At 52.6% G+C, this 23,740-nt stretch carries 27 protein-coding genes and 1 pseudogene; all 28 read left to right on the top strand.

Annotation, left to right across the window (positions count from 1 at the left end; translation table 11 throughout):
- The first annotated feature begins 26 nt into the window (after positions 1-26).
- Positions 27-254 carry a hypothetical protein gene (locus NNL35_RS24955; protein ID WP_006674969.1) on the top strand — a complete coding sequence of 76 codons (228 nt, stop codon included), beginning with the start codon at positions 27-29 and terminating at the stop codon, positions 252-254.
- Positions 251-2,203 carry a DNA polymerase gene (locus tag NNL35_RS24950; RefSeq protein WP_006674968.1) on the top strand — a complete coding sequence of 651 codons (1,953 nt, stop codon included), beginning with the start codon at positions 251-253 and terminating at the stop codon, positions 2,201-2,203. The genes NNL35_RS24955 and NNL35_RS24950 overlap by 4 nt, the downstream gene beginning before the upstream one ends.
- A gap of 14 nt (positions 2,204-2,217) precedes the next feature.
- Positions 2,218-2,580, top strand: coding sequence for a hypothetical protein (locus NNL35_RS24945; protein ID WP_006674967.1), 363 nt, complete (start codon positions 2,218-2,220; stop codon positions 2,578-2,580).
- Between the two features lie 12 nt (positions 2,581-2,592).
- Positions 2,593-4,215 carry a PcfJ domain-containing protein gene (locus tag NNL35_RS24940; RefSeq protein ID WP_006674966.1) on the top strand — a complete coding sequence of 541 codons (1,623 nt, stop codon included), beginning with the start codon at positions 2,593-2,595 and terminating at the stop codon, positions 4,213-4,215.
- The gene (locus NNL35_RS24935; RefSeq protein ID WP_006674965.1) at positions 4,212-5,012 is read left to right on the top strand and encodes a DUF3102 domain-containing protein; all 801 of its coding nucleotides are present in this window, start codon (positions 4,212-4,214) and stop codon (positions 5,010-5,012) included. The genes NNL35_RS24940 and NNL35_RS24935 overlap by 4 nt, the downstream gene beginning before the upstream one ends.
- 17 nt (positions 5,013-5,029) lie before the next feature.
- Positions 5,030-7,366 carry a virulence-associated E family protein gene (locus tag NNL35_RS24930; protein WP_006674964.1) on the top strand — a complete coding sequence of 779 codons (2,337 nt, stop codon included), beginning with the start codon at positions 5,030-5,032 and terminating at the stop codon, positions 7,364-7,366.
- 289 nt (positions 7,367-7,655) lie between these two features.
- Complete coding sequence (locus tag NNL35_RS24925) at positions 7,656-7,952, top strand: VRR-NUC domain-containing protein (protein ID WP_006674963.1); 297 nt, start codon at positions 7,656-7,658, stop codon at positions 7,950-7,952.
- A pseudogene (locus NNL35_RS24920) lies at positions 7,949-9,329 on the top strand (SNF2-related protein). The gene NNL35_RS24925 and the pseudogene NNL35_RS24920 overlap by 4 nt, the downstream one beginning before the upstream one ends.
- 45 nt (positions 9,330-9,374) lie before the next feature.
- Positions 9,375-9,806 (top strand): hypothetical protein, encoded by a 432-nt coding sequence (locus NNL35_RS24915; protein ID WP_006674960.1) that lies wholly within the window; start codon positions 9,375-9,377, stop codon positions 9,804-9,806.
- A 174-nt stretch (positions 9,807-9,980) separates the two neighbouring features.
- Complete coding sequence (locus NNL35_RS24910; protein WP_158000422.1) at positions 9,981-10,157, top strand: hypothetical protein; 177 nt, start codon at positions 9,981-9,983, stop codon at positions 10,155-10,157.
- Between the two features lie 319 nt (positions 10,158-10,476).
- A complete protein-coding gene (locus tag NNL35_RS24905) occupies positions 10,477-10,701 on the top strand; it encodes a type II toxin-antitoxin system HicA family toxin (protein ID WP_006674959.1) in 225 nt (74 codons plus the stop codon).
- Between the two features lie 44 nt (positions 10,702-10,745).
- Positions 10,746-11,099, top strand: a complete 354-nt coding sequence (locus NNL35_RS24900; protein WP_040729842.1) for a type II toxin-antitoxin system HicB family antitoxin — start codon at positions 10,746-10,748, stop codon at positions 11,097-11,099.
- Positions 11,100-11,278: 179 nt separating this feature from the next.
- Positions 11,279-11,686: a hypothetical protein gene (locus NNL35_RS24895; RefSeq protein ID WP_040729826.1), complete on the top strand. Its 408-nt coding sequence runs from the start codon at positions 11,279-11,281 to the stop codon at positions 11,684-11,686.
- Between the two features lie 73 nt (positions 11,687-11,759).
- On the top strand, positions 11,760-12,260 hold the full coding sequence (locus NNL35_RS24890) for a hypothetical protein (protein ID WP_006674957.1): 501 nt from the start codon (positions 11,760-11,762) through the stop codon (positions 12,258-12,260).
- Positions 12,253-13,647, top strand: coding sequence for a phage terminase large subunit (terL, locus tag NNL35_RS24885; protein ID WP_006674956.1), 1,395 nt, complete (start codon positions 12,253-12,255; stop codon positions 13,645-13,647). Before NNL35_RS24890 ends, terL begins: the two co-directional genes overlap by 8 nt.
- A gap of 4 nt (positions 13,648-13,651) precedes the next feature.
- Positions 13,652-15,157, top strand: a complete 1,506-nt coding sequence (locus NNL35_RS24880) for a phage capsid protein (RefSeq protein WP_040729824.1) — start codon at positions 13,652-13,654, stop codon at positions 15,155-15,157.
- Positions 15,154-16,398 (top strand): phage minor capsid protein, encoded by a 1,245-nt coding sequence (locus NNL35_RS24875; RefSeq protein ID WP_006674954.1) that lies wholly within the window; start codon positions 15,154-15,156, stop codon positions 16,396-16,398. The genes NNL35_RS24880 and NNL35_RS24875 overlap by 4 nt, the downstream gene beginning before the upstream one ends.
- A gap of 114 nt (positions 16,399-16,512) precedes the next feature.
- Positions 16,513-17,094 carry a phage scaffolding protein gene (locus NNL35_RS24870; RefSeq protein ID WP_006674953.1) on the top strand — a complete coding sequence of 194 codons (582 nt, stop codon included), beginning with the start codon at positions 16,513-16,515 and terminating at the stop codon, positions 17,092-17,094.
- A 17-nt stretch (positions 17,095-17,111) separates the two neighbouring features.
- Positions 17,112-17,996 (top strand): hypothetical protein, encoded by an 885-nt coding sequence (locus NNL35_RS24865; RefSeq protein WP_006674952.1) that lies wholly within the window; start codon positions 17,112-17,114, stop codon positions 17,994-17,996.
- Positions 17,996-18,250 carry a hypothetical protein gene (locus NNL35_RS24860; RefSeq protein WP_006674951.1) on the top strand — a complete coding sequence of 85 codons (255 nt, stop codon included), beginning with the start codon at positions 17,996-17,998 and terminating at the stop codon, positions 18,248-18,250. The genes NNL35_RS24865 and NNL35_RS24860 overlap by 1 nt, the downstream gene beginning before the upstream one ends.
- A gap of 8 nt (positions 18,251-18,258) precedes the next feature.
- A complete protein-coding gene (locus NNL35_RS24855) occupies positions 18,259-18,624 on the top strand; it encodes a head-tail connector protein (protein WP_006674950.1) in 366 nt (121 codons plus the stop codon).
- Positions 18,624-18,950 carry a hypothetical protein gene (locus NNL35_RS24850; protein WP_006674949.1) on the top strand — a complete coding sequence of 109 codons (327 nt, stop codon included), beginning with the start codon at positions 18,624-18,626 and terminating at the stop codon, positions 18,948-18,950. The genes NNL35_RS24855 and NNL35_RS24850 overlap by 1 nt, the downstream gene beginning before the upstream one ends.
- A complete protein-coding gene (locus tag NNL35_RS24845) occupies positions 18,950-19,333 on the top strand; it encodes a minor capsid protein (RefSeq protein WP_006674948.1) in 384 nt (127 codons plus the stop codon). The genes NNL35_RS24850 and NNL35_RS24845 overlap by 1 nt, the downstream gene beginning before the upstream one ends.
- Positions 19,330-19,719, top strand: a complete 390-nt coding sequence (locus NNL35_RS24840; RefSeq protein WP_006674947.1) for a phage tail terminator protein — start codon at positions 19,330-19,332, stop codon at positions 19,717-19,719. The genes NNL35_RS24845 and NNL35_RS24840 overlap by 4 nt, the downstream gene beginning before the upstream one ends.
- Before the next feature lie 9 nt (positions 19,720-19,728).
- The gene (locus tag NNL35_RS24835) at positions 19,729-20,190 is read left to right on the top strand and encodes a phage tail tube protein (RefSeq protein WP_006674946.1); all 462 of its coding nucleotides are present in this window, start codon (positions 19,729-19,731) and stop codon (positions 20,188-20,190) included.
- Positions 20,190-20,510, top strand: coding sequence for a hypothetical protein (locus tag NNL35_RS24830; RefSeq protein WP_006674945.1), 321 nt, complete (start codon positions 20,190-20,192; stop codon positions 20,508-20,510). The genes NNL35_RS24835 and NNL35_RS24830 overlap by 1 nt, the downstream gene beginning before the upstream one ends.
- 31 nt (positions 20,511-20,541) lie before the next feature.
- Complete coding sequence (locus NNL35_RS24825; RefSeq protein ID WP_006674944.1) at positions 20,542-20,850, top strand: Gp15 family bacteriophage protein; 309 nt, start codon at positions 20,542-20,544, stop codon at positions 20,848-20,850.
- Positions 20,851-20,885: 35 nt separating this feature from the next.
- Positions 20,886-23,720: a phage tail protein gene (locus tag NNL35_RS24820; protein WP_006674943.1), complete on the top strand. Its 2,835-nt coding sequence runs from the start codon at positions 20,886-20,888 to the stop codon at positions 23,718-23,720.
- Positions 23,721-23,740: the final 20 nt, after the last annotated feature.

Genomic DNA, 23,740 nt, shown 5'->3' with positions numbered 1-23,740 from the left:
TCAATATTTTCGGGAGGTTGAGACCTGTGCAAGAAGAGCGTGTAACGGTGAATGAAAAATACGAGATCGTTATCGATTGGTCAAAAAATATCTTCAAAGCGCTTCGATACGGGGAAGAATGGCGGAACCTTGTTGGTGATAATCTGATTTTGGCAATGGCATATAGAATTCAAGAGTTAGAGCAGGTGGTCAAAGACAAGATAAGCCCTTCTTCACTATCAAGCCTTTCGGATGAGAGCCGACGCCAGCCATGACTGTCCTGCAAATCGACCTTGAAACGTTCAGCAGTGTGGACCTAAAGAAGTGCGGCGTTCATCGATATGTAGAAGCGCCAGATTTCGAGATTCTGTTGTTCGGCTTCGCCTTTGACGACGATCCGGTTGAAGTTATCGACCTGACCGCGTTCGAGGACGTCCCGAAGGATGTAATGGATGCTTTGCGCTCCGACGTAATCAAGACGGCATTTAATGCTGGATTTGAGCGGACAGCGCTCTCCCGGTATTTCGGCATTGATTGCAACCCGGATTATTGGCGATGCACAGCTGTTCACGCGCTGACGCTGGGGTTGCCGGGGTATCTGGAAGGAGTGGCCGACGTGCTGAAACTCTCGGCCCAGAAGGACGCTAAGGGCAAGGCGTTGATTAAGTACTTCTCCGTACCGTGTAAGCCGACAAAGGCTAACGGGAAACGGACTCGAAACTATCCGCACCATGATCCTGAGAAATGGCAGCAGTATATCGAATACAACAGGCAGGACGTTGTCGTTGAAAGAGCGATCCGCCGTAAGCTGGAGCGCTTCCCCGTGCCAGTACACGAGTGGCACCTGTGGGCGTTGGACCAACAAATCAACGATCGGGGAGTCCATCTGGATCCTGAGCTCTTCAATGCAGCTATCGCCTGTGATGCAGAATATGGGGCGCGATTGACAGAAGAGGCCAAGGAGCTGACCGGGTTGGACAACCCGAATAGCGACGTGCAGCTCAAGGCATGGCTTGCAGAGCACGGCCTGGAGGCGGGGAGTCTTGCGAAGGAGCATATGCCTGCGCTGCTGGATGCGGCGCCGGATGACGAGACAAGCCGAGCGTTGGAGCTCCGGCAGGAGATGGGCAAGACGAGCGTGGACAAATACAACGCCATGCATCGGTCGATCTGCAGTGACGGCCGCGCCCGGGGGCTGCTGCAATTCTGCGGTGCCAACCGGACATGGCGCTGGGCGGGGAGGCTCATCCAAGTTCAGAACCTGCCGCAGAACAAAATCGAAGACCTGACGCTGGCACGGGAGACGCTGCGCAGCGGTGACTTCGAACTGCTTGAGATGCTCTACGGCGCGCCGCCTTTTGTACTGTCCCAGCTCATCCGTACCGCATTCATCCCGGCGGCGGGCTGTCGCTTCATCGTCAGTGACTTTTCAGCTATCGAGGCTCGCGTCGTTGCCTGGCTGGCAGATGAGCAATGGGTCCTGGAAGTCTTCCGTGGCCACGGCAAGATATACGAAGCCACGGCGTCGCAGATGTTTGGAATACCGTTCGAGACGATTGTCAAAGGGCATGAAAACTATAGATATCGTGCACCCGGTAAAGTAGCTGTACTGGCTTGTGGTTACCAAGGCGGCCCGAATGCAATGGCTGCTATGGACTCAAAAAAGGAGATTGACCCGGACGATTATCCGCGCCTTGTCAAGCAATGGAGGGACGCGAACCCGAATATAAGAAGGCTCTGGTACAAAGCCGAGGAAGCCGCTGTAACCGCTGTACGAGAGAAGACGGCCGTCAAGCTGGCGCACGGGGTTCAGTACCGCTACGAGGCGGGCATGTTGTTCGCGGATCTTCCGAGCGGCCGCAGCCTGGCATACGTGAATCCGCGAATCAAGCCGGATCCGAATTTCGGCAAGGATGGCATCGTCTTCGACGGCATGGACCAGGTCAAGAAAAAGTGGATGTCGCACCGAACGTATGGCGGCCGACTGGTGGAGAATCTGGTCCAAGCGATTGCACGGGATTGCCTGGCCGTCGCGATGACACGGCTCGCTGCGGAAGGATACGAGATTGTGATGCATGTGCATGACGAGGTTGTACTGGATGTGCCGGTAGGCACTGGATCCGTGGAGCATGTTACGGAGATTATGGGGCGGCCGATTGATTGGGCGCCAGGGCTGCCACTCCAGGCTGCGGGCTTTGAGTGTGATTTCTATCAAAAGGACTGATAGGAGGAACTGGGATGCTAGAACAGGCAAAAGCAAAGCTCCAGGCAGAGATGGCCGGAGCTAAGGATAATGATTACGTGCAGTTTGTTGGGCAATACCTGCTTAACTATATCGATGCGCACCCTGGAGATGCTGACAAGATTATGGCCAAGGAAAAGTCGATCGGGAAGAGTCTGGAAGCCATGCGCAAGGCCGCAGAGAAGAAGCGTAAAGGCAACGTGGCCATGCTTACACCACAGGAAGGCTTCGCCGTTGTGTTCGAGTACTACGGCATTAAGTCGACAGACGCGGCCTCGGTCGTGCCAGCGGCTCCGGCAAAAGTGGAGATACCTGTCGTTGATGACTTCGATGTCGATCTTGATGAGTTGTTGAAGTAAGGAGGGGCGAAGATGTCAAAAGACTTTGCAGCCCACCTGCCTAATCAGGTTAGCGATGAGTTAAACACTTATGTTGTTGATGTGGCTTTACGAGATAGCCGCTATATCTTTACTCGTCGAATGGGTGGTTTCCAATATGGCTACTGTACCCATTGTAAAAAAGAGTACCTGACCAAAGGTTTTCGCCACGGAAAAACGGAGATGTGCGAGAAATGCGGATCGTTCTGTACGGTTAAGGCGAGTGGGAGAGGGAGAAGCCGGCTAATTGATGATGCTTATTTAGTCTGGTATGACAAGTCACTCATTAATCCCAAGGCAGTAGTAGCTCACGGCATATATGTAAAGCGGGATTACACAGGAGATTATAGGGAAGTAAACACGCAGTTTTATGTGCAAGCGGAATATCTCTTTATTCCTGGGGATCCAAAAGCAAAAGGAAAGGCTCGCTTCGGCGAAGCTCATATGAGGCGACGCCATCCTTGGGGCAATCATTTTTATAGCCCGAGCTCTATCATCACTGAACTGTCAAATGCTATGAGGCGGCCCCCATTCTATTTAGATAAGGAAAATGTACGCGAGGCCGTTCATGGGACACCATTTCAATACAGCGGCTGGGAGGAAATGTTGACTCACCGGCGCGAAGGTGAGGTGGACTATTGTGGGTTGTTTTCTTATGAACGCCGTGCAGGCGAGCCGAGAACGGATCTTGTGAAATTTTTTGCGCTGGCCGCGAAATATCCATGCATAGAGTATCTTGTTAAGTTGGGCCTATCGAGTCTTATTGAGGCGAAAATTAACGGCCACTATACCTACAACGCCATTAACTGGCGGGGTGCAACAATGGAGAAAGTGTTCAAGCTCTCTAAGCAAGAGATTCGGGAGATGCGAACCGTCAACACTACAAACATACCTTTGATGCTTCATAGCTACCGATTTTATAGAAAGAAAGGCATAAATGTTTCATTTGACCAAGCAAACAAGCTTAGAGATCTTACATTCGAAGAGAATCAGGACAGCCTCAAGTCATTGGGTATTTCCCATACTGTCAATCAAGCCATTAAATATATACTCAAACAATTGGAACGGCCGGGAGCTAGTAAATATTACTCCAGCGCATCTTCTGTATTGCGTGACTGGAGAGATTATCTCAACGATTGCAAGAAGCTTGGGATGGATATGGCATCTCAAGCGGTATGTTACCCGAATGACCTTCATTCGGCGCATCAGAAGACACTCGAGAAAGTGAAGTATAAAGAGGACAGGGCTCTGAACATTCGGATCGCCAATCGACTGGAAAAGCTTAATAAGTTATATCAATTTGAATATAACGGGTTAGTTATTCGGCCAGCAATGACTAGCGTGGAGCTGTTCCGAGAAGGGAAAGAACTAAGCCATTGTGTCGGAGGTTACGCAAAGAACTATGCAGACGGAAAATGTGACCTGCTCTTTATCCGCCGGGTCTCTGAACCAGATAAGCCTTTTTACACTATGGAGGTTTCGGGAGGTCAAGTTTTTCAGTGTCGCGGTTATGAAAATTGCTCAATGACACCGGAAGTAAGGGATTTCGTCGATCGGTTCATTTCTGTGAAGCTTAAAAAGAAAAAGCCAATTAAAGTCAAGGGGGTAGCCGTATGACGCAGCTATCGACGAGAACGGCGGACATTATCGCAGCCGAGATACGCGGCATCGATGCGCAGGCCAGGGAGATCGTGCTCCGCAGTGCGGTAGAAATCGGCAAGAGGCTAAGTGAGGCCAAGGAACTGGTGCCCCACGGAGAATGGGGGAACTGGCTGCGGGATAATGTCGACTACAGCCAGTCTACCGCGAATAACTTCATGCGCTTGGCTGACGATTATGGTTCAAATTCGCAAGCGCTTGAGAATTTGAGTTATACGAAGGCGCTTGCTCTGCTTGGAGTGCCGTCAGAGGAACGGGAGCAGGTTGCTGCCGAGAATGAAGATAAATCAGCACGAGAATTACAGAAGGTTATCAAAGAGAAAAAGCAGCTTGAGAAGCAGTTGAAGGCAGCGGGGAAGGAGCGCGCAGCCCTGCAGGAGCTCAACGAGAAGCTGAAGGAAGCGCAGGCGGATTTTGATGAGGAAGAAGAGGCGCGCCTGAAGGCTGAAATGCAGGAGGCCAGACTCCGGATTAAGCAGTTGGAGAAAGAGCTGAAGGAGAAGCCGATCGACGTGGCCGTGACGGAGAAGGTACCGGAAGCTGTCGAGAAGGAGCTCGAGGAGCTGCGGAAGAAGGCGGCGCAGTCAAGCGGCGAGGCGACGATGAAGTTCCGGGTACGCTTCGAGGCACTGGTGGAGTGCTTTAAGGGGCTGCTCGTGGCGCTCGATGAGGTAAAAGCAGCGGAGCCAGAACAAGGCGAGAAGTACACAGGAGCCGTCATTGGTCTCATTAAAAAGATGGAAGAACGGCTTTAGAGGATTGAGGTGGCATCATGGAATTAGATATATCATTCGGCAAGCACCGCGCGGATACGAATTGGAAGCCAGAATATCTGGAGTGGGAGGAGTTCGTCGATCGGCTCCGGAAGGTGCGGCGGACCGGGGAGACGATGGCGGAATACGACAAGATGCACAATATCGGCCGTGGCAAAGTCAAGGACGGGCCTGCTTTCGTCGGCGGCCTCGTCCGTGGCGGGCGCCGGAAGAAGGAGAACGTCGACACCCGCAGCCTGATTACACTGGACGTTGACCATGCTGATGATGACTTCCTTTTCACCGTTGAGCTGGTTCTGGGTGGCACTGCCTATGTGATCTATTCCACGCATAGCCACCGCCCGGACAAACCGAAATACAGGCTCATTGTGCCGGCAGACCGTACTATGAGCCCGGACGAATACGCCGCTGTCAGCCGCAAGCTGGCTGATAACATCGACATGGATTACTTCGACAAGACGACGTTCGACGTGCATCGTCTCATGTATCTGCCGAGCTGCAGCAAGGACGCCGACCCAGTGCTGGAAGTCTACGAGGGGGAGCCGTTGGGCGTCGATGACGTGCTGGAGCAATATGAGGACTGGCATGACCCGCTCCAGTGGCCTCGGCATAAGGGCGATAAGGCGCCGCGAGAGACTGCCAAGCGGATGGAGGACCCAAGAGCTAAGCAGGGGGTAGTCGGGGCATTCTGCCGTTGCTATTCCATAAGTGAGGCGATAGCCACGTTTCTTCCAGACGTGTATGAGCCGGTCGATGATAGCCTATCGCGATATACACATGTCGGCTCGACGAGCCACGGCGGCCTTGTCATCTATGACGACGACACGTTCGCTTACTCCCATCATGAGAGTGATCCGGTAAGCGGCAGGGAGGTCAATGCGTTCGACTTGGTCCGGCTGCACAAGTTTGGCCAGTTGGACGATCGGGCCAGCGAGAAGACGAATGTCACGAAGCTGCCGAGCTATACGGCCATGCTGTCCTTCGCCACACAGGATCCGAAGGTGAAGCGGGAGCGGCTGGCGGAGCTGTCGGAGGACTTCGCGGACACCGACGGGGAGGAAGAGGAGCCGGAGGACGACAGCTGGAAAGACGAACTGGAATGTCATCCAAAGACGGGCTTCCCGCTCCCTACCGCTGGTAACGTCGAGCTTATCCTTACCAACGGCGTATGGCGGGGCGTGCTCGCTTATGATGCATTCGGCAATTCGGAAGTTATCCGGCGGCCGCTGCCGTGGCGGAACCTGGAGCGCCCGGGACGTCTTTATGAGCCGTGGCTAGGGGCCGATGATAAGCGACTCCAGCATTGGTTCGCAAAAGTATTTGCTATCAATTCAACCCGGACTATACAAAACGCCTTCACGGAGGTTGTTCATAAAAATACTTTTCACCCCATCAAGGCTTACGTGGAGAGCACGGAGTGGGACGGCGTGCCGCGTGCGGATCGTCTTTTCGTGACATATCTCGGCGCCGCCGACACGCATTATACCCGGCAGGTGACGCGGAAGATGCTGCTGGCGGCCGTGGCCCGGCTGTATCGGCCAGGCTGCAAGTTTGATCAGATGCTTGTGCTTGTTGGCCCCCAAGGAGCTGGGAAGAGCTCACTACTTGCTAAGCTGGGCCGGGAATGGTTCTCGGATTCATTGCGGACTTTTGAGAATAAAGAAGCCGGCGAGCATCTGCAAAACGGCTGGATATTTGAAATTGGCGAGCTATCGGCCATGAAGCGGACGGAAGTCGAAGAGGTCAAGGCGTTTTTGTCCAAGACAGAAGACCGGTATCGGGTGGCCTATGATCGGCAGGTATCGGAGTTCCCACGGAAATGTGTGTTCTTCGGTACGACGAATACTCGTGATTTCTTGCGGGATGCGACCGGAAACCGCCGTTTTTGGCCTGTGGAGGTTGTGCCGGAACGGGCGGAGTACAGCCACTGGGACCATTTGACCGATGATGTGGTACGGAAAATATGGGCGGAGGTTTTGAACTGGTTTTGGGCGGGGGAATCCTTGGAGCTGGACGGCGAGGCCCGCATGGAGGCGGAGCGGCAGCAAGCGGCGCATATGGAGAGCGACCCGCGGGAAGGTCTTATCCAGGAGTGGCTGGAGTCCCCCATTGAGGATGAATGGGAAGATGAACCGTCGGAGCAACTGCGGGATCGTGTGTGTGCGGCCCAGATATGGACCGAGTGCCTGGGGAAGCGCAGAGGGGATATGAAGCCGTGGGAGGCAAAGGAGCTATGCGATATTCTCCGGCGCATCCCGGGTTGGAAAGAGCGACCTGGACGGGTGCGGGTAGCAGGTTACGGGAAGCAGACTATCTTTGAAAGAGTGGGACAGTAACCCGGGACAGAACGACAGACCCTTACTGTCCACTGTCCCACCCTAAAAGGACAGTTGGGACAGCGATGGGACAGCAATTTTTATTTTACTGACCCGCTGCCAACCCAGTAATGGCAAGGATTAAGAACGATTAGGACAGTTGGGACAGTGAATTAACCTATTTAAGATAAATGTTAATTAGCATAGGGGGACGTAATATATAGCCCCCTATGCTCCCTATGCTAAACACGCATATACACTGTACGCGTGCGTGAGTGTCCCATCTGTCCTCAGTAAGGAGATGACGATTATGAGAGAGTCAACACTGGAACGCCGATTGGAGCGGGAGGTAAGGCGCCTTGGCGGGAAGGCCCCGAAATGGGTAAGCCCCGGGAACCGAGGTGTGCCTGACCGACTTGTTATCCTGCCAGGCGGCAGAACCGTATATGTCGAGTTGAAAGCGCCGGGGAAGCCGTTACAGCCTTTGCAGAGGAAATGGGCGAAGACGTTGCAGGAGCTGGGCCATGAAGTTTACAAGATTGATTCTAACGATGACATAGATAGATTCATTGCCGAGGTAAGCGGAAAGGCAGGTGATGCCCGATGAAGTTCATCCCACACCAATATCAGGAGTATGCGACCCAACGAATATTGGACACGCCGTATATCGCGTTGTTTTTGGAGATGGGCTTGGGTTAGCAAAACCGTAAGTACACTTACCGCGATTGACCTGCTGTTGAACGACTACTTCGATGCCGCCCGTGTGCTAGTCATTGCGCCGCTGCGCGTTGCTGACGATACCTGGGCGCGAGAGATTGAGAAATGGGATCACCTTCAGCACCTTCGGATAAGCAAAGTGTTGGGCTCCGCCGCACAACGAAGGAAGGCATTAAAGGCTGAAGCTGATATCTACGTCATCAATCGCGAGAACGTGGAGTGGCTGGTCGGGGAATACGGCAGTAAGTGGCCGTTTGATACGGTGGTCATTGACGAGGTGAGCAGCTTCAAGAATCCACAGGCGAAGAGGTTTAAAGCCCTTCGCCGCGTCCGGCCGATGATGAAACGTGTCATTGGACTGACTGGAACGCCGGCACCGAATAGCCTTATGGATTTGTGGGCTCCTATTTATCTGCTTGACCAAGGCGAGCGCCTTGGCAAGACGATTACCGGGTATCGTGAACGGTATTTTACACCGGGCGAACGGAGCGGACATGTCGTGTACAACTGGAAACAGAAGAAAGAGGCGGAGCAGCAGATTTACAAGGCGATCAGTGACATTGCCGTGAGTATGAAGGCCGAGGACTGGCTGAAGCTACCGGAACGCATCGATCGGACCGTTCCAGTTAAGATGACGGGTAGGGCTAGGGAACTTTATGAGAAGCTTGAGGAGGACCTGCTGCTGGAGTACGTCGACGCTGACGTGGTAGCGAGTACCGCGGCCGTGCTGAGTAACAAGCTGCTGCAGATGGCTAGCGGCGCCGTTTACGATGAGGAGCGCGGCGTTAAGCTGATTCATGACGCCAAGCTGGATGCGCTGGAGGACATCATCGAGGCGGCGCAGGGGAAGCCGGTCATGGTGTTCTACAACTTCAAGCACAGCCTTTCCCGGATCCAGAAGCGGTTCCCGCAAGCGAGAACATTGCGGAAAGGCCGCGACGGTAACGAAGACATCAGGGCCTGGAACAACGACGAGATCCCGCTTCTGCTTCTGCATCCGAAGAGCGCCGGCCATGGCCTCAACTTGCAGGAGTCGAGCTGTCAGACCGTGGTCTGGTATGACCAGATATGGAGCCTCGAGGAGGATCAGCAAGCCAATGCCCGCGTTCACAGGCAGGGCCAGACACGGCGGATTGTCGTCATGCGGCTGGTGGCAGAGGGGACGATGGACGAGGAAGCTGTAGCAGCCTTGGAGCGGAAGGCAGACGGCCAGGAGGCACTTATGCAGGCGGTCAAAGCGAGAATAGAGCGGATTAAAAGTGCATAATCCCAAGCGCTTGGGAATTTCGTAATGGGTTAAGGAGGGGACAAAATGACGATTGCAACTAAAATACGTAAGGCGACATTTCAGCATGTGGAGGCGGAACTTCGAGATTACGACCTGACGAGACGAGAAATTATAAGAATGAAAAACGAGCTTCTTTATGGGGCCGGTCTTTCAGATGACGATAATGTCGGAGGTGGCCGCAGTAACCTACCGGGTGATCCAACGGGCCGAACAGCGACACTGATGGTAACCCACCGGAAGATTGAGCAGATGCAACGCGTCGTGGATGCCATTGAGTACGTGATTGGACAACTACCAGATGACAAAAAGAAGCTCGTACAGCTAAAATACTGGACCAGACCACAAACGTTAACATGGGAAGGGATTGCGCTTCGTCTAGGGGTAAGCGCAAGGCATGCAATGCGATGGCGAGATGAGATCATTTCAGCCATTACTGAAAAAATCGGATGGAGATAAAATGGCACTATCATGTCACTTTCGGAGGTATAAATCGTGATAATATGATAGTGTGCAATAATATCAATTCATAACCTTCATCATAGCCGCCTCCTTCGTGGGGCGGTATTCTTATTGGCAGGATTTAACTCCCTTTATGTCGAAGTATGACAGCTAGGGGGAGGTGAATCGACGTTGAGCAATAAATTTACGCTGAAATGTGGCAATTGCGGCAGTGAGGTTGAGTTAGAAGGCTACCACGTAAATGGAAGCATCGTCAGATTGGAGTTAGATATCGACGAGGAAACGCCGGAAGATTCAGAACTTAAAATTAACTGCGATAAGTGTGGGAACTATTTTTATTTTAGTTAAAGCAGGGAAGGTGACAGGGTTGAGCGTGTCAGAAATTTTACAAAGGAACAACATTAAAGACTATTCCGGATGGAAGCTTGACAGTTGCCCCCGCTGCAAAAAAGAGTATGTTTGGAAAGATACTTTAGACCATGGCGGGGCCGTTCTAGGCTATGAACGAAAAAAGATGGAGTGCCCGGACTGTGGAACAGAAATCATTCTGCCTAAATCCGTAGAGGCAGATTATTATTGGTGATAAGCACCCTTCGCGGTGCTTTTTCTCTGTTCACCACTTGATTATTGGTACCAAATATGGTACTATAATATCAGGAGGTGAGACATGGCTAGGATAGAGAAACTTCTCCAGAAAATGAAAAACCGCCCGAATGGGATTACGTTGGAGGAAATCGAAAAAGTCCTTCGGCACTACGGATACATACTGGTGAGAGTTAAAGGCTCACATCACCACTATCGAAGCCAAGCAGGAGAACTTATAACGATACCTAAACATAATCCACTCAAGGCGGTGTACGTCAAAGACGTACTGGAACGGATAGGGGAGTGACGGCTCCCCTTCCTTACCAATCATTTTATCCTAGCCTAAAATGCATGGCAAATAAGGATTTAGCTTATTACATGGCGTTACCTTATACGATACAGATTAGACCTATCCAGGACGAAAGCGGCAGCTACTACTACGCCACGGTGGCCGAGCTGGACGGTTGCCATAGCCATGGGGAGACGGTGGAAGAGGCATTTGCGATGGTTCGTGATGCAATGGAAGGTTACTTTGAGGTAAAACTGGAACATGGAGACGACATTCCGGAGCCGGCTGCGATTGATGCATACAGCGGCAAGTTCAATGTGCGTCTGCCTAAGACCCTTCACCGGCAGCTGGCAGAACAAGCGGAACGGGAAGGGGTATCCTTAAATCAATACGTGGTTTACAAATTGAGTCGCTGACAGAGTTCAGCGGCTTTTTAATTGTCAGAATAAAATCTTTCGAAATACAATAATATCCATATAATATTTATTTTATGACAAAATAATTTATTTATGAATATATGTAAAATATTTGTTTACAATCTCAAAATGGGCAGTGTATAATGGTGGTGGTAAATATTTGAAAAAGGAGATAGGGTATGAAAAAGAAAACTTTTTTGGTTTCATCATTGTTAACCTTTATCATGATGCTTGTTTTAGCCGTTCCAGCTTTTGCAGAAACTAGTTCTACTTCGTTTTCACTTAAAGCAGGAGATTTCCGGGGTTGCTGTAATCAATACTTGAAAGTGAATTCTAATGGCAGTGTTACAGTTAGTGTGAATGACGTTAGAGGGTCCCGATACTGGGACATACAGGTTATTGTCTACAATGCTTTTTCCGGCAAGGAGCTAGTGGCTAACTTTAGTGAAAACGATACACGTTCTAAAACATTCTCGGGTCTTAAAGCTGGGGAATATAACATCAGAATTGAAAATAAATCACTAAGCCACCTTTCAGGCTCATTAGGGTTCTCATGGACTGGTGATTGGGGACGGTGGATTGAATAATTTTAAATAAAGAAAATCAAGCTGCTGATTATTCAGCGGCTTTTTCTTATTTCACGGGGAGGAGGCTGATAACATGGCAGGAGACCGGAAGAATAAGTATCATTCACACGTTGAGCCCAAGCTCCTGCTTATTGAAGCTTGGGCGCGGGACGGGACAATAGACGAGGACATTGCCAAAAAATTAGGCGTTGCTTACTCGACATTCAGAGAGTATGTCAAGAAATACCCGGCATTATCGGCAGCCTTAAAAAAGGGCAAGGAAGTAGCTGACATCGAGGTGGAGAATGCCCTATTTAGGCGCGCGGTCGGCTATCAATATGACGAAGTGACCCGGGAAGCCGATAAGGTGATCGATCCGGAAACTGGCGAATTGGTTACGGTAATGGTCGAGACCAAGCGGGTTACCAAGGAAGTCCAGCCAGACGTCGCGGCACAAATATTCTGGCTGAAGAACCGCCGACCTGATAAATGGCGGGATAAGCAAGACATCCAGCACAGCGGCAGCATGGACGTAAATAACCCGATGAAGGGCCTGACCACGGACGAACTACGGAAGCTGATTCGCGATGGTTGACCTTGAGACAATCAAGCGCTATGCCCTTATTGAGCTCGCATCCCGCGAGTTTTTTTACTTTTGTCAGGCGATGGCGGCGGACTTTTATCGGGACGATCGGGCATTTCTAGGCGAGCTGTGCGGCGAAATGCAGGACTTTTACGAGTCCGACGATGATATCCTGGTCATCAACCTGCCGCCTCGGCATGGCAAGTCCAGGACGGCCTCCATGTTCGCCCAATGGGTGTTTGGACGCAATCAACAGGAGAAGGTCATGACCGGCTCGTATAACGAGACGCTGTCCACGACGTTCTCGAAGGCTGTCCGTGACGGTATCAGCACTGAGAAGGCAGATAAGGACAAGATCGTATACAGTGACATTTTCCCGGGCGTCCGCATTAAGCGAGGAGACGGGGCAATGAACCTGTGGAGCCTGGAAGGTGGATATAACAATTACCTGGCGACGTCTCCGACTGGTACGGCGACCGGCTTCGGGGCCACTATCTTGATGATTGATGACTTGATAAAAAATGCTGAGGAAGCAAATAACGAGGCCACGCTTGAGAAGCATTGGGATTGGTTTACGAATACGATGCTGTCCCGCTTGGAGGAAGGCGGCAAGATAATCATCATCATGACCCGGTGGGCAACCGGCGACCTGGCCGGGCGAGCCCTGGAGCACTTTGCAGCCGAGAAAAAGAAGATCCGGCTGCTGACCATGAAGGCGCTGCAGGATGACGGCACGATGCTGTGCCCTGATATCTTGTCGCGAAAGTCCTACGACATGAAGGTGCGGGCTATGGGCGAAGATATCGCCAGTGCGAACTATCAGCAGATCCCGATCGACATCAAAGGCAAGCTATACAGCAGCTTCAAGACATACACGGAGCTGCCGAAGGACGCCAGCGGCAATCCTTCGTTCAGCGGCATTTACGCTTACTGTGACTCCGCCGACCAAGGAGCAGATTACCTGTGCAACATCATCTGGGGCGTATACAACAAAGAGGCGTATATCCTGGATGTCATTTATACAAAAGAGCCAATGGAGATAACAGAGCCCGCTGTCGCGAAGGCTCTTTTTGAGCTGCAGGTGAATAAGGCCCGCATCGAGAGCAACAACGGTGGCCGCGCGTTTGCCCGGAACGTAAAGCGGCTCCTGGAGGAAGAGCACCGGAGCAATCGAACAGACGTGAGCTGGTTCCATCAGAGCAAGAACAAGATCGCCCGCATCGTGTCGAATGCAACCTGGGTTATGAATCACATTTACTATCCGGTGAACTGGCGGGACCGCTGGCCGGAGTATTACAAGGCCATGACATCGTATCAGCGGGAAGGTGAGAACAAGCATGATGACGCGCCGGATGCTACAACGGGCGTGGCCGAAACAATGTACCTGTTAGGAGCGTGAGAAAGTGGGGTGGTTTAAGAACATGATCATGAAGATGCTGCGGATCAATCCGGCCCCGGAAAATCGGGTCATCACGATTACAGAGCCATTTTCGTACAACACGAATGTGCTGCGGAACCGGCTTTGGTATCGTGGCGATCCATCCGAACTGGACCAGTTTTATAAGCAGACGGCGCTGGATCCGGTGAGCAAGTCGCGATTCTGGGCGGCGGTGCCGAGCGAGGACCTGTCAATCAGGAAGATTCATTCCGGGCTGCCTGCCATGGTGGCCGAGCGGCTGTCTGACATCGTCGTGGCCGACCTGGACGGCATTGAGCTGAAGAGCCAGGAGCAGACGGACTTATGGGAAGAGATCGCTAAGGACAACGACTTTGACGAGCTGGTAGGGGAGTCCATCATTGAAACGCTTGTCGCGGGCGACGGGGCGTTTAAAATCACCGTCGACATGGACGTAACCGAATATCCGATCATCGAGTTTTATAGCGGCGAGCGGGTGGACTACAGGCGCACCAGGGGGCGGCTCCAGGAGGTATTGTTTTATACCGACTACGCCGTCAAGGACAAGGACTACCGGCTGGAGGAGATATTCGGCCGGGGTTATATCCGGTATCGGCTCCTTAATTCCGAAGGTAAGGCAGTGCCGCTCTCCACGGTGCCTGAAACGGCAGAGCTGGCGGATGTGACGTATGACGGGGACTTCATTATGGCGGTTCCGCTGGCTTTCTTTCGCTCGAAGAAGTGGAGAGGCCGGGGCAAGTCGATATTTGACTCGAAGGCGGATAGTTTTGACGCGTTGGATGAAGTCATTTCACAGTGGGTGGACGCTATCCGCGCCGGCCGGGTGCAGAAATACATCCCGGAGGATCTGATTCCGAAGAATCCCCAGACCGGGGCATTGATGCGGCCGAACCCATTCGATAACCAGTTCGTCCGGGTGGGGAGCGTCATGGCCGAGGATGCCAAAGGTCAGATCAACATGGTGCAGCCGGCCATCCTTTACGAGGCATTCGTCGCCAGCTACGCCAGCGCCCTGGACATGTGCCTTCAAGGGATTATTTCTCCCTCGACGTTGGGGATTGACCTGAAGAAGTTGGACAACGCCGAGGCGCAGCGGGAGAAGGAGAAGGCCACGCTGTACACTCGCGGGAAAATCATCGAGCGGCTGAACGAGGTGATCCCGCAGCTGGTCGATACGGTCCTGAAGGTATATGACACGATGCGTAACCTCAGCGCGGGGGAGTACCAGGCAGCGGTGACGTTTGGGGAATATGCGAGCCCGAGCTTTGACGCTGTGGTCGAGACGGTTGGTAAGGCGAAGACATACGGCATCATGAGTACCGAGCAGGCCGTGGAAGAGCTCTACGGCGATACCTGGACCGATGAGCAGAAGGCGCAGGAAGTGGCCCGTCTGAAAGAAGAACAGGGCCTCACAAGCATGGATGAGCCGCAGGTTGGGGAGCACGACGATCCACCTGAGACTGTCCCGCCTGAAGCTGGTGAGGAAGAATGAGTGAAGAGAAGAAGAGCACGTATGACATCGGCCGCATCTTCGCCGAAATGACCTTGAACCTGATCGCTTCCTTAAAACGGAACCTGTCCCGGCACAAGCGTGAAGAGGAAAAGGTCGGCTTCCGCTTCGACCAATGGCAGGCTGTCAAGCTCCGAAACCTCCGCCAGTACCGAAAGGCAAATAAACGAATTATCGAGGATGCTGGAAAGGATGCTGAACAGCTGGTCGAAGATGTTCTTCAGATGAGTTTTCAGTTTGGAGAGGAGAGCGTGGAGGGCGCTACACGGCAAGTCCTGGAGAAGAAGGTAACCGGGGAGATTGAGTTCCCGAAGGACATGAAGCCGCGAAAACCGAAGCGGCCGCCGAAAGAACAACTCCAGATTCCCATTGAACCATTGTCGCCGGAGCCTCGGCCACATGCGGAGCTGCCGAAGGCGCCACCTGAATCCGACTTCTTCGGCGTCAACGAGAAGAAGCTCGGCGCGCTCCAGGAGACGGTCAAGAAGGACCTGAAGAAGGCGCAGCATGGTGTGCTCCGGAAAATGGATGATGTGTACCGGCAAGTCATTTACAAGGCCGAGGTGCACATGACTGCCGGGGCAAAGACGCTTGACCAGGCGATCGACATGGCGACGAAGGAGTTTCTAGAGAAGGGGATCGATTGCATCACGTACAAGAATGGTCGCCGCGCTACGATTACGGCCTATGCAGAGATGGCACTCCGGACGGCATCGCAGCGGGCCACGTTTTTGGGTGAAGGGAAAAAGCGTGACGAGTGGGGCATTTATACGGTGATCATGTCCGCGCATGATAACTGCTCGCCGTGGTGCATGCCGTATCAAGGTACGGTCCTTATTGACGACGTGTACACGTCGATTAGCGAGGAACAGGCGCAGCAGCTGGCGAAGGAGACCGGTTATGTGCTGTTGTCTGAGGCGATGCAGGAAGGCGCATTCCATCCCAATTGCCGGCATACCTTATCTACGTATTTTCCCGGTATCACGCAGCTGCCACCCCCGGTGGACGAGGAGACGGCCAAGCGGAATTATGAGGCCGAGCAGCGGCAGCGATACATTGAGCGCCAGCTACGCCGATACAAGCGCTTGGCAGCTGGCTCACTCGACGAATCGAACCAGGAGAAATTCGCCGCGAAGGTGAAGGAGTGGACCGAGAAGCTGAGGGAACACTTGGCGGATCACCCCGAGCTCCGGCGTATGCGTCGTAGGGAAAAAGTCGAATAACGGATTCAGGCCCACCGCAGAGCAGCGGCGGGCCTTTTGCTCATTGGCCGGAGCATAGCGGCCAGCTCCCTAAGCTGGAGAGCAGCTATAAAAATCATTTGGAGGCGATTATACATGAACTGGTTGAAGGAATTGCTAAAAAAGTTGGGCATTGCGGATTCAGAGATCGAAAAAATTGACACCGAAGTTCGTAAGGAGCTACCGATGCACTTTGTTCCAAAGGAAAAATATAACGAGCTGGCCGATCAGCGGAAAAAGCTTGAAAAGGATCTGACAGAACGAGACGGCCAGCTGGAGGAGCTGCGCAAGTCCGCCGGCTCAAGCGAGGAACTGAAGAAGCAGATCGAGCAGCTGCAAGCAGCAAATAAAGAGGCAGCCGAGAAGTATGCTGCCGATATCAAAGAGCTGACGTTGACCAGCGCCATCAAGTCGGCGCTGACTGGGAAAGTCCATGATGAGGGGCTTGTCGCGGGACTCTTTGACCGTGACAAGTTGGTCATCGATGGCGATAAGGTTGTGGGCTTGGAGGAACAGCTGAAGGGGCTGCAAGAGTCTAAGGCGTTCCTATTCAAGCCAGAGGATTCCCAGGGTGGTGGCCAAGGACCGGGCTTTCGGGTAGGTGGAAGCGGCCAGGGCACCGGTCAGGCAGCCAGTGACCAACTTGCTGCTATTTTCGGAAACACAACACAAAATTAACTAGGAGTGAATAACCAATGGCTTACAATTATGTTGATTCTTTTTTGACTAATTTACAGCAAAAATACGCCAGGGAGCTTACATCTGCCGCACTCACGACTGACCGCGTTATGTGGGTTGGCGCTAAGGAGATCAAGATTCCGCGCCTGAAATTGGCCGGATACAAGGATCACAGCCGTGGCGGCGGATGGAATCGGCAAGCGATCTCGAACGACTTTGAGACGAAGATCCTACAGCATGACCGTGACGTGGAATTCTTCGTCGACGCAATGGATGTGGACGAAACGAATCAAATCTTGTCAGCGGCAAATGTGACGAACGTATTCGTTGAGGAGCAGGCGATCCCAGAGTTGGATTGTTATCGTTACTCGAAGCTGTACGCGGAGCAGGTCGCTTATGGAGGCAAGCCGGATACTACTGTGTTGGACATCAATAACGTTCTGCAGGTGTATGACAGTCTCATGAAGCAAATGGACGAAGCGAGCGTCCCGCAGTCGGGCCGCATTCTGTATGCGACACCAACTGTATATGAACTGCTTAAGCAAGCGAAGGATGTACAGCGTTTCCTCAGCGTGCAGTCTAGCAATGGAGCTATCAACCGCGCGGTACGCAGTTTGGACGACGTGACACTTATCATGGTGCCAAGCGACCGCATGAAGACGGTTTACGATTTCAGTGACGGCGCGGTGCCGGGCGTCGGTGCAAAGCAGATCAACATGATTTTGGTGCATCCTTCCGCGATTCTCGCCCCGATCAAGCACAGCGCGATCTATTTGTGGGAACCGGGAAGCCATACGCTGGGTGACGGCTGGTTGTACCAAAACCGCAGTTATACGGACCTGTTTATAATCGAACGAAAGGTTGCAGGCATCCAAATCAATGTTGAAGGCGGTGGGGAATAATGCTATACGCAGTAAGAGGAAATAAACAGTTAAAGATCGGTGAGGCGGAGAAAAACACATATCTGGCTATGGGTTATGACATCGCACAGGTGGACGGCAATAAACTTGAAATCATCCAGCATTCGCCGAGCAAGACCGTTCCATATGCAGACTACAAAAAGCTTCAGGACGAGAACGAAACCTTGAAAGACGAGATCGCCGCACTACAGGAGCAACTGGCAGAACCGGGCAAGAAGACCAAGGGCGACAAGTAGGTGATCCCATGTCTTACGCAACAGCAGCAGACTATGAGCAATACGGAGACGGGCTGATTCCGGCGGAACGATTGGATACGGCCCTTGAGAGGGCATCTGACCAAGTAGACACGCTGACATACAACCGCATTCGTAAGATTGGATTCGACCAGCTCACGCCGTTCCAACAGGTGAATATTAAAAAGTCCGTCTGTCAGCAGGCGGATTTCATATTCCAATATGGCGACTTTCTAGTCTTCCCTCTTGGCGGTTACTCGGCCGGCAGCGTATCGGTATCGTTTAAGGCTGTGCAGGGCGGCGGTGGCGTGCAGACCACGGAAGCCGTCATCAACCTGCTTGCATCTACTGGCCTAACGAGTAGGAGGATCTGGTGATGAGGGGGAAGCTGCCTTTCCCGCGTTGGATACTGAATACACCGGTCAAAGTCTATCAAACCGAATTAAGCGAAGACGGCGAGCCTGTCGAGGAATTACTCTTCGACGGGCTTGCTTTTTATGATGAGAAGTCCAGGCAGGTTCTCGACGCGGAGCGCCGCCTGGTGCTGCTCTCCGGGTTGATTGTTATCGAAGGCGATATCCGTCCAGGCAAGACAATCGAGGGCTTTGTGGAGATCGGCACCGAGCAGAAAAACATCTTCCGCACGCGTCGCCCTCGCAATCCGGACGGCAGCGTATTCAGCACAGAACTGGAGTTGAGCTGATGAAGGTGACCGCGAAAGTGATCATCAACCAGGGCGCTCTCAAGAAGCTGGCCGAAGCTGAGAAGCAGGCCCTGGAGATGACGGCCGAGTCGGTACTGACCGATATTGTCACATCTGCCGTCGTGCCGAAGCAGACCGGGGACCTGGAGCGCAGCGGGCATGTGGATGCCTCCGGGCTTGGTCAAGGAAAGGTGAAAATCGTCTTTGATACTCCCTATGCCCGGAGGCACTACTGGCACCCGGAATACAATTTCCGGACAGACAAAAACCCGAACGCCCAAGGTAAGTGGATGGAGTCGTACCATGCCGGAGACAAGCGGAAATTCGTCGAGGAAACTTATGCCCGTCTACTCAAAACGGCAGCGAAGGGGCTGGTTAAATGATGACGCTGGCACAGGTCCGAGACTGGCTAAAGACCGTCATCGAGTGCCCGCAATGGTACATTGGCAAGATTGACGGAAGCAAGCCGCAGTGCATTGGCTTGTACAATACGACCGGCGCGCCCGTTCGACTAGCCGTAGGCGGCATTAAGGCGACGGGATACCAAATCAAGGCCGTTTCCATCCTTGTCCATTGGGGTAAAAATGCGAACATTGCGGAGCAGAAGGCGCAGGAGGTTTACGCTGCGCTGTTCGGCCAGACGGCCACCATCGGGGGCAAGCGAGTGATCATGTTTAAAATGCCGGAACCGGAGCCGATCAGCGTAGGTACTGACAGTGAAGGCATCTATGAATTTGTAATCGAGGCTCACATTTATTATGAAAGGTAGGTAACGACGATGGCATTAGTAACAAGCGGGGTATTCCCCGTATTCAATATCGATTTTAAAATCGGCACGAAAGGCCGGACGAGTACAGCCCAAGAAATGGCCATCATCAAGGACATGGAAAGCTTCAGCATCTCCATCGATGGCAACACGGAAGAGTGGACGCCGATGGATACCGAAGGCTGGACGCGGCGCCTGATGACCGGAAAGGGGTTTACCCTCTCACTCAACGGTAAAAGACATGTCGGGGATCCGGGCAACGATTACGTTGCGTCAACGGCATGGAAGAGTGGCCTGGAATGTTCTAGTAAGTTTGAAGTCAATTTCCCCGACGGCTCGAAGTTGGCGTTTGATTGCATTGTCGATGTGAAGAATCCGGGGGCCGGCGACAGTACCAACGTGGCCGCCCTGGAATGCGATGTTATGAGCGACGGCAAGCCGGTATATACACCTGGTACAGGAGGCGGAGAGTAATGGCGAAAACAATTGATATAACGGGGAAACTGACAAATGAGCGCCCGATTTTGAAGCTGGGCGAAGGCAAGGAGTACCGGATCGACAACCGGAAAAATACGGTCCTTGCCATCCAAGCGAAAATGGATGAGGGTGATGGATCCAACATGGATGAAGTGTTGGAGATGATGCTCGGCAAGGAAGCCGTCAAGGAAATCAATGAGTCAGACATCTCCTTTGCCGATTATCAGGTAATTTTTATTGCCGCGCTGGCGGGCGCAATGGGCGAGGACTACGAGGCCGTTGAGGCTCGATTTCTCGCCTCAAAACAAGAGACCTGAACAATGGTATGACCTGTACGAGGACTGGGGATTGATAGAGGCGTCCATAGCCGCACAGTACGGCATACGTCTCCGCGCTGAACCGGACATGACCTGGGATGAGTTTTGCACGCTGTTGGCCAGTATCATGCCGGAAACGCCGCTCGGCCAGATTGTGCGTATCCGGAGCGAGAATGACCGCGAGAAGCTGAAGCATTTTACTCCAGAACAGCACCGGATCCGCAACGAGTGGCGAACCAGGGGGCTGAAACAAGCCCGATGGACCGACGAAGAGGCGGCGGCCGCCGTGAAAGAATTCCAGAACATGATAAAGCAAGCGTTTGGGACACCTGCAAATTAGGTGTCCTTTTGCTTGTCCGGCGAGGGGGTGAACGAATGTCGAACGAGAGTGTCGGAAAAATCAGTCTGGACCTGGACCTGCGCAGCGGGGACCTGAATAAGCAGATAAATACCATCGCCGGCCGCATGGGTTCGCAGCTGACCAAATCGTTGCAGACTACGCTGAGCACATCGACCAAGGGCCTATCCGTAAACAAGCTGGCAACCCATATGTCAGGCGCGCTACGAGCGGCAACAGAAACAGCCATGCAGGGCATTGCTGATGGTATCGACGAGACGATGACGGCAGCCGAATCCCGTATCTCCCGTAGCATTAACGTGGTCAACGGCATGCTGAGAAAGAGCATTGAGGAGAATAAGCAGCTGGCTGAACAGTCGATCGACAGTGTCGGCGAACGGCTGAAAAAGCTGCGGCTGCCGCTGCTCTTTGACAAGATGATGCCAGCAGCTGCACAACCGGAACCGGCCCCGGTGCCAGTAGCGCCAAAAATGACGCAGAAGACCGCAGCGCCAAAGGTCAAGCCGGTAATAGATACCGACGCTATCAAGGCGCAGATAAGCGATCTGTCCGCCGTCCTGGATAATACCAACGCGAAAATCGAAGTTCAGCAGCGGAAGCTTGCTGATTTGAATGAAGCATACAATAACACCTTCAGCGATAGCAGAAAAAACAAGCTTCAAGAAAAGATCATTAACACCGAAGGCACACTCCTTCGGCTCACTCAGACGTCAGACAGAACAGCCCAAAAGATATGGGAGCTGGAGGATCGATTGAAAGGGGCAGGGGGAGCTGCTGCCCAGGCTGAAAAACCAGTCGAAAAACTTGGAAGCAAGTTGATCCAAGCGAACAAGCCCCTGAAGCCGATGCGGTCGAATCTGGATAAGGCAGCGAAAGCAGCAGCTGGCGCGGGAACATCATTCAACACAGCCAGCCGGAACGCTGGGAAGATGGGCAATCAGTTCACGGCTGCCTTTAGTCGCATCCTAAAGCAGGTGTTTGTATTTGCCGTCTTGTACAAAGCGGTTCGGGACTTCAACGCATACCTGGGATCATCTCTTAAAACGAATGCCCAATACGTTGCCAGTTTGAACGCCATAAAGACCAATCTGCGGGTAGCCTTCCAGCCGATCTATGACGCCATCTTGCCGGCAATAAACGCCCTAATGTCATGGTTGGCAAAGGCCACGGCGTACATTGCTGCGTTTATTAGTGCGTTGTTTGGCAAGACGTATCAACAGTCCTACCAGGCAGCCAAAGGGATCGAGACAGCAAAGAAGAGTCTGGCAGGCTATGGTAAGGTGGCCAAAAAAGCCGGTAAGGAAGCCAAGGGGGCGGTGGCCAGCTTCGACGAGCTCAACACGCTGGACACGTCGAAAGGCGGGGATGACTCGGATGCCGGCAGCGGGGGCCCCGGTGACTTTGAGATGGCCGTACCGGATATGGACATTACAGGCATCCAGACGCAAATGGACGCGCTGGTTGCCACTATAAAGTCATCGTTCGGCGGAGCATGGGACTACATCAAGTCAGGATGGATGACGCTGGTGGAGACGTTCGGGCCGTCTTTCGAAAATGCCTGGGCGGAAATATCCCCTGTTCTGGACCGTTGGAAGATGCAGTTCGCTCAAATGTTTAACGATGTCATGACGCTCGGCGAACCGCTAAAAAACTGGATCAAGACAGGATTAGTACCAAACTGGCAGAATGGAATTGAGCTGGCAGGGCATGTACTGGCTGGGTTGGGGGACAGTGCACAAAAAGTATTTTCGAGTCTGTGGGAAAATGCATTTCCGATTATCGAGAAATTTGTCACAGAAGGGCTGCCCCGCCTTTCGGAGTTTGTCACCGGAGCACAAGACATATTCCGTAGACTCTTCGACTTGGTCAAAGGGATATTTGATGATATTTGGCGCGATGCCGTAGATCCGGCAATGCAGATGCTTTCGAAAGTCATCCAAGATACGCTCGATATTATCTTTGGTTGGTGGGATGACTGGGGCAAAAAGATAGTCGAGGGGTTAAAAGAATCTCTCGATCAAATACGAGAATTATGGGACAACTTGTGGAATGGTTTTCTTAAGCCATTTCTCGATAAAATGCTAAAAATGTTTAACTGGCTATGGGATAAGCATTTGAAAGACTTAATCAAGCAAGTTACAGATTTTGTAGGCAAGTTGGCCACCTCGGCCTTGGACATCCTTAACAAGTTTGTGATGCCGATCGTCAACTGGCTTGTCAAAAAACTGGGGCCGGTCTTTTCTGACATCTTTTCTTTGATTGGCGACGTCATCGGTACGGCTCTGGGGGTCATCTCAGACGTCGCCAAAGGGATTATTAAGGCCCTGGGCGGCATTATTGACTTTATTACTGGGGTGCTCATTCTTGACTGGGAGCGCACCTGGAACGGCATGAAGGACATCTTCACCGGAATCACGGATGCGATCGTTGGTGTATTCAAAGGGGCGGTAAACCTCCTGATAGACGCTATAAACTTCTTTGTTCGGCAGGCCAATAAACTCAGCTTCGACATCCCGGAATTTCTCGGGGGCGGGACGTTCGGGATATCGATCCCCGAAATCCCTAAACTTGCGAAAGGCGGACTCGCATACGGTCCAACGCTTGCGATGGTCGGAGACAACCGCGGCGCCTCTGTCGATCCCGAGGTTGTCAGCCCACTGAGCAAGCTACAGGATATGATCGGGGCGAACAACCAGCCGGTTGTCGAGGCGTTATATCTGATACTCGAGGCGCTGAAATCCAACGATAAGCAGACGGTTCTCCAAATAGGCGAAACGGAGTTCGGGCGATTAGCCGTCAAATCCATTAATAGTGCCCAGCGGCAGGCAGGGCGTACATTATTAAATGTGTAAAATCCCAAGCGCTTGGGATT

The organism is Paenibacillus dendritiformis (genome assembly GCF_945605565.1).
GTDB classification, from domain to species: domain Bacteria; phylum Bacillota; class Bacilli; order Paenibacillales; family Paenibacillaceae; genus Paenibacillus_B; species Paenibacillus_B dendritiformis_A.
This window is presented reverse-complemented; position numbering and strand designations above follow the sequence as displayed.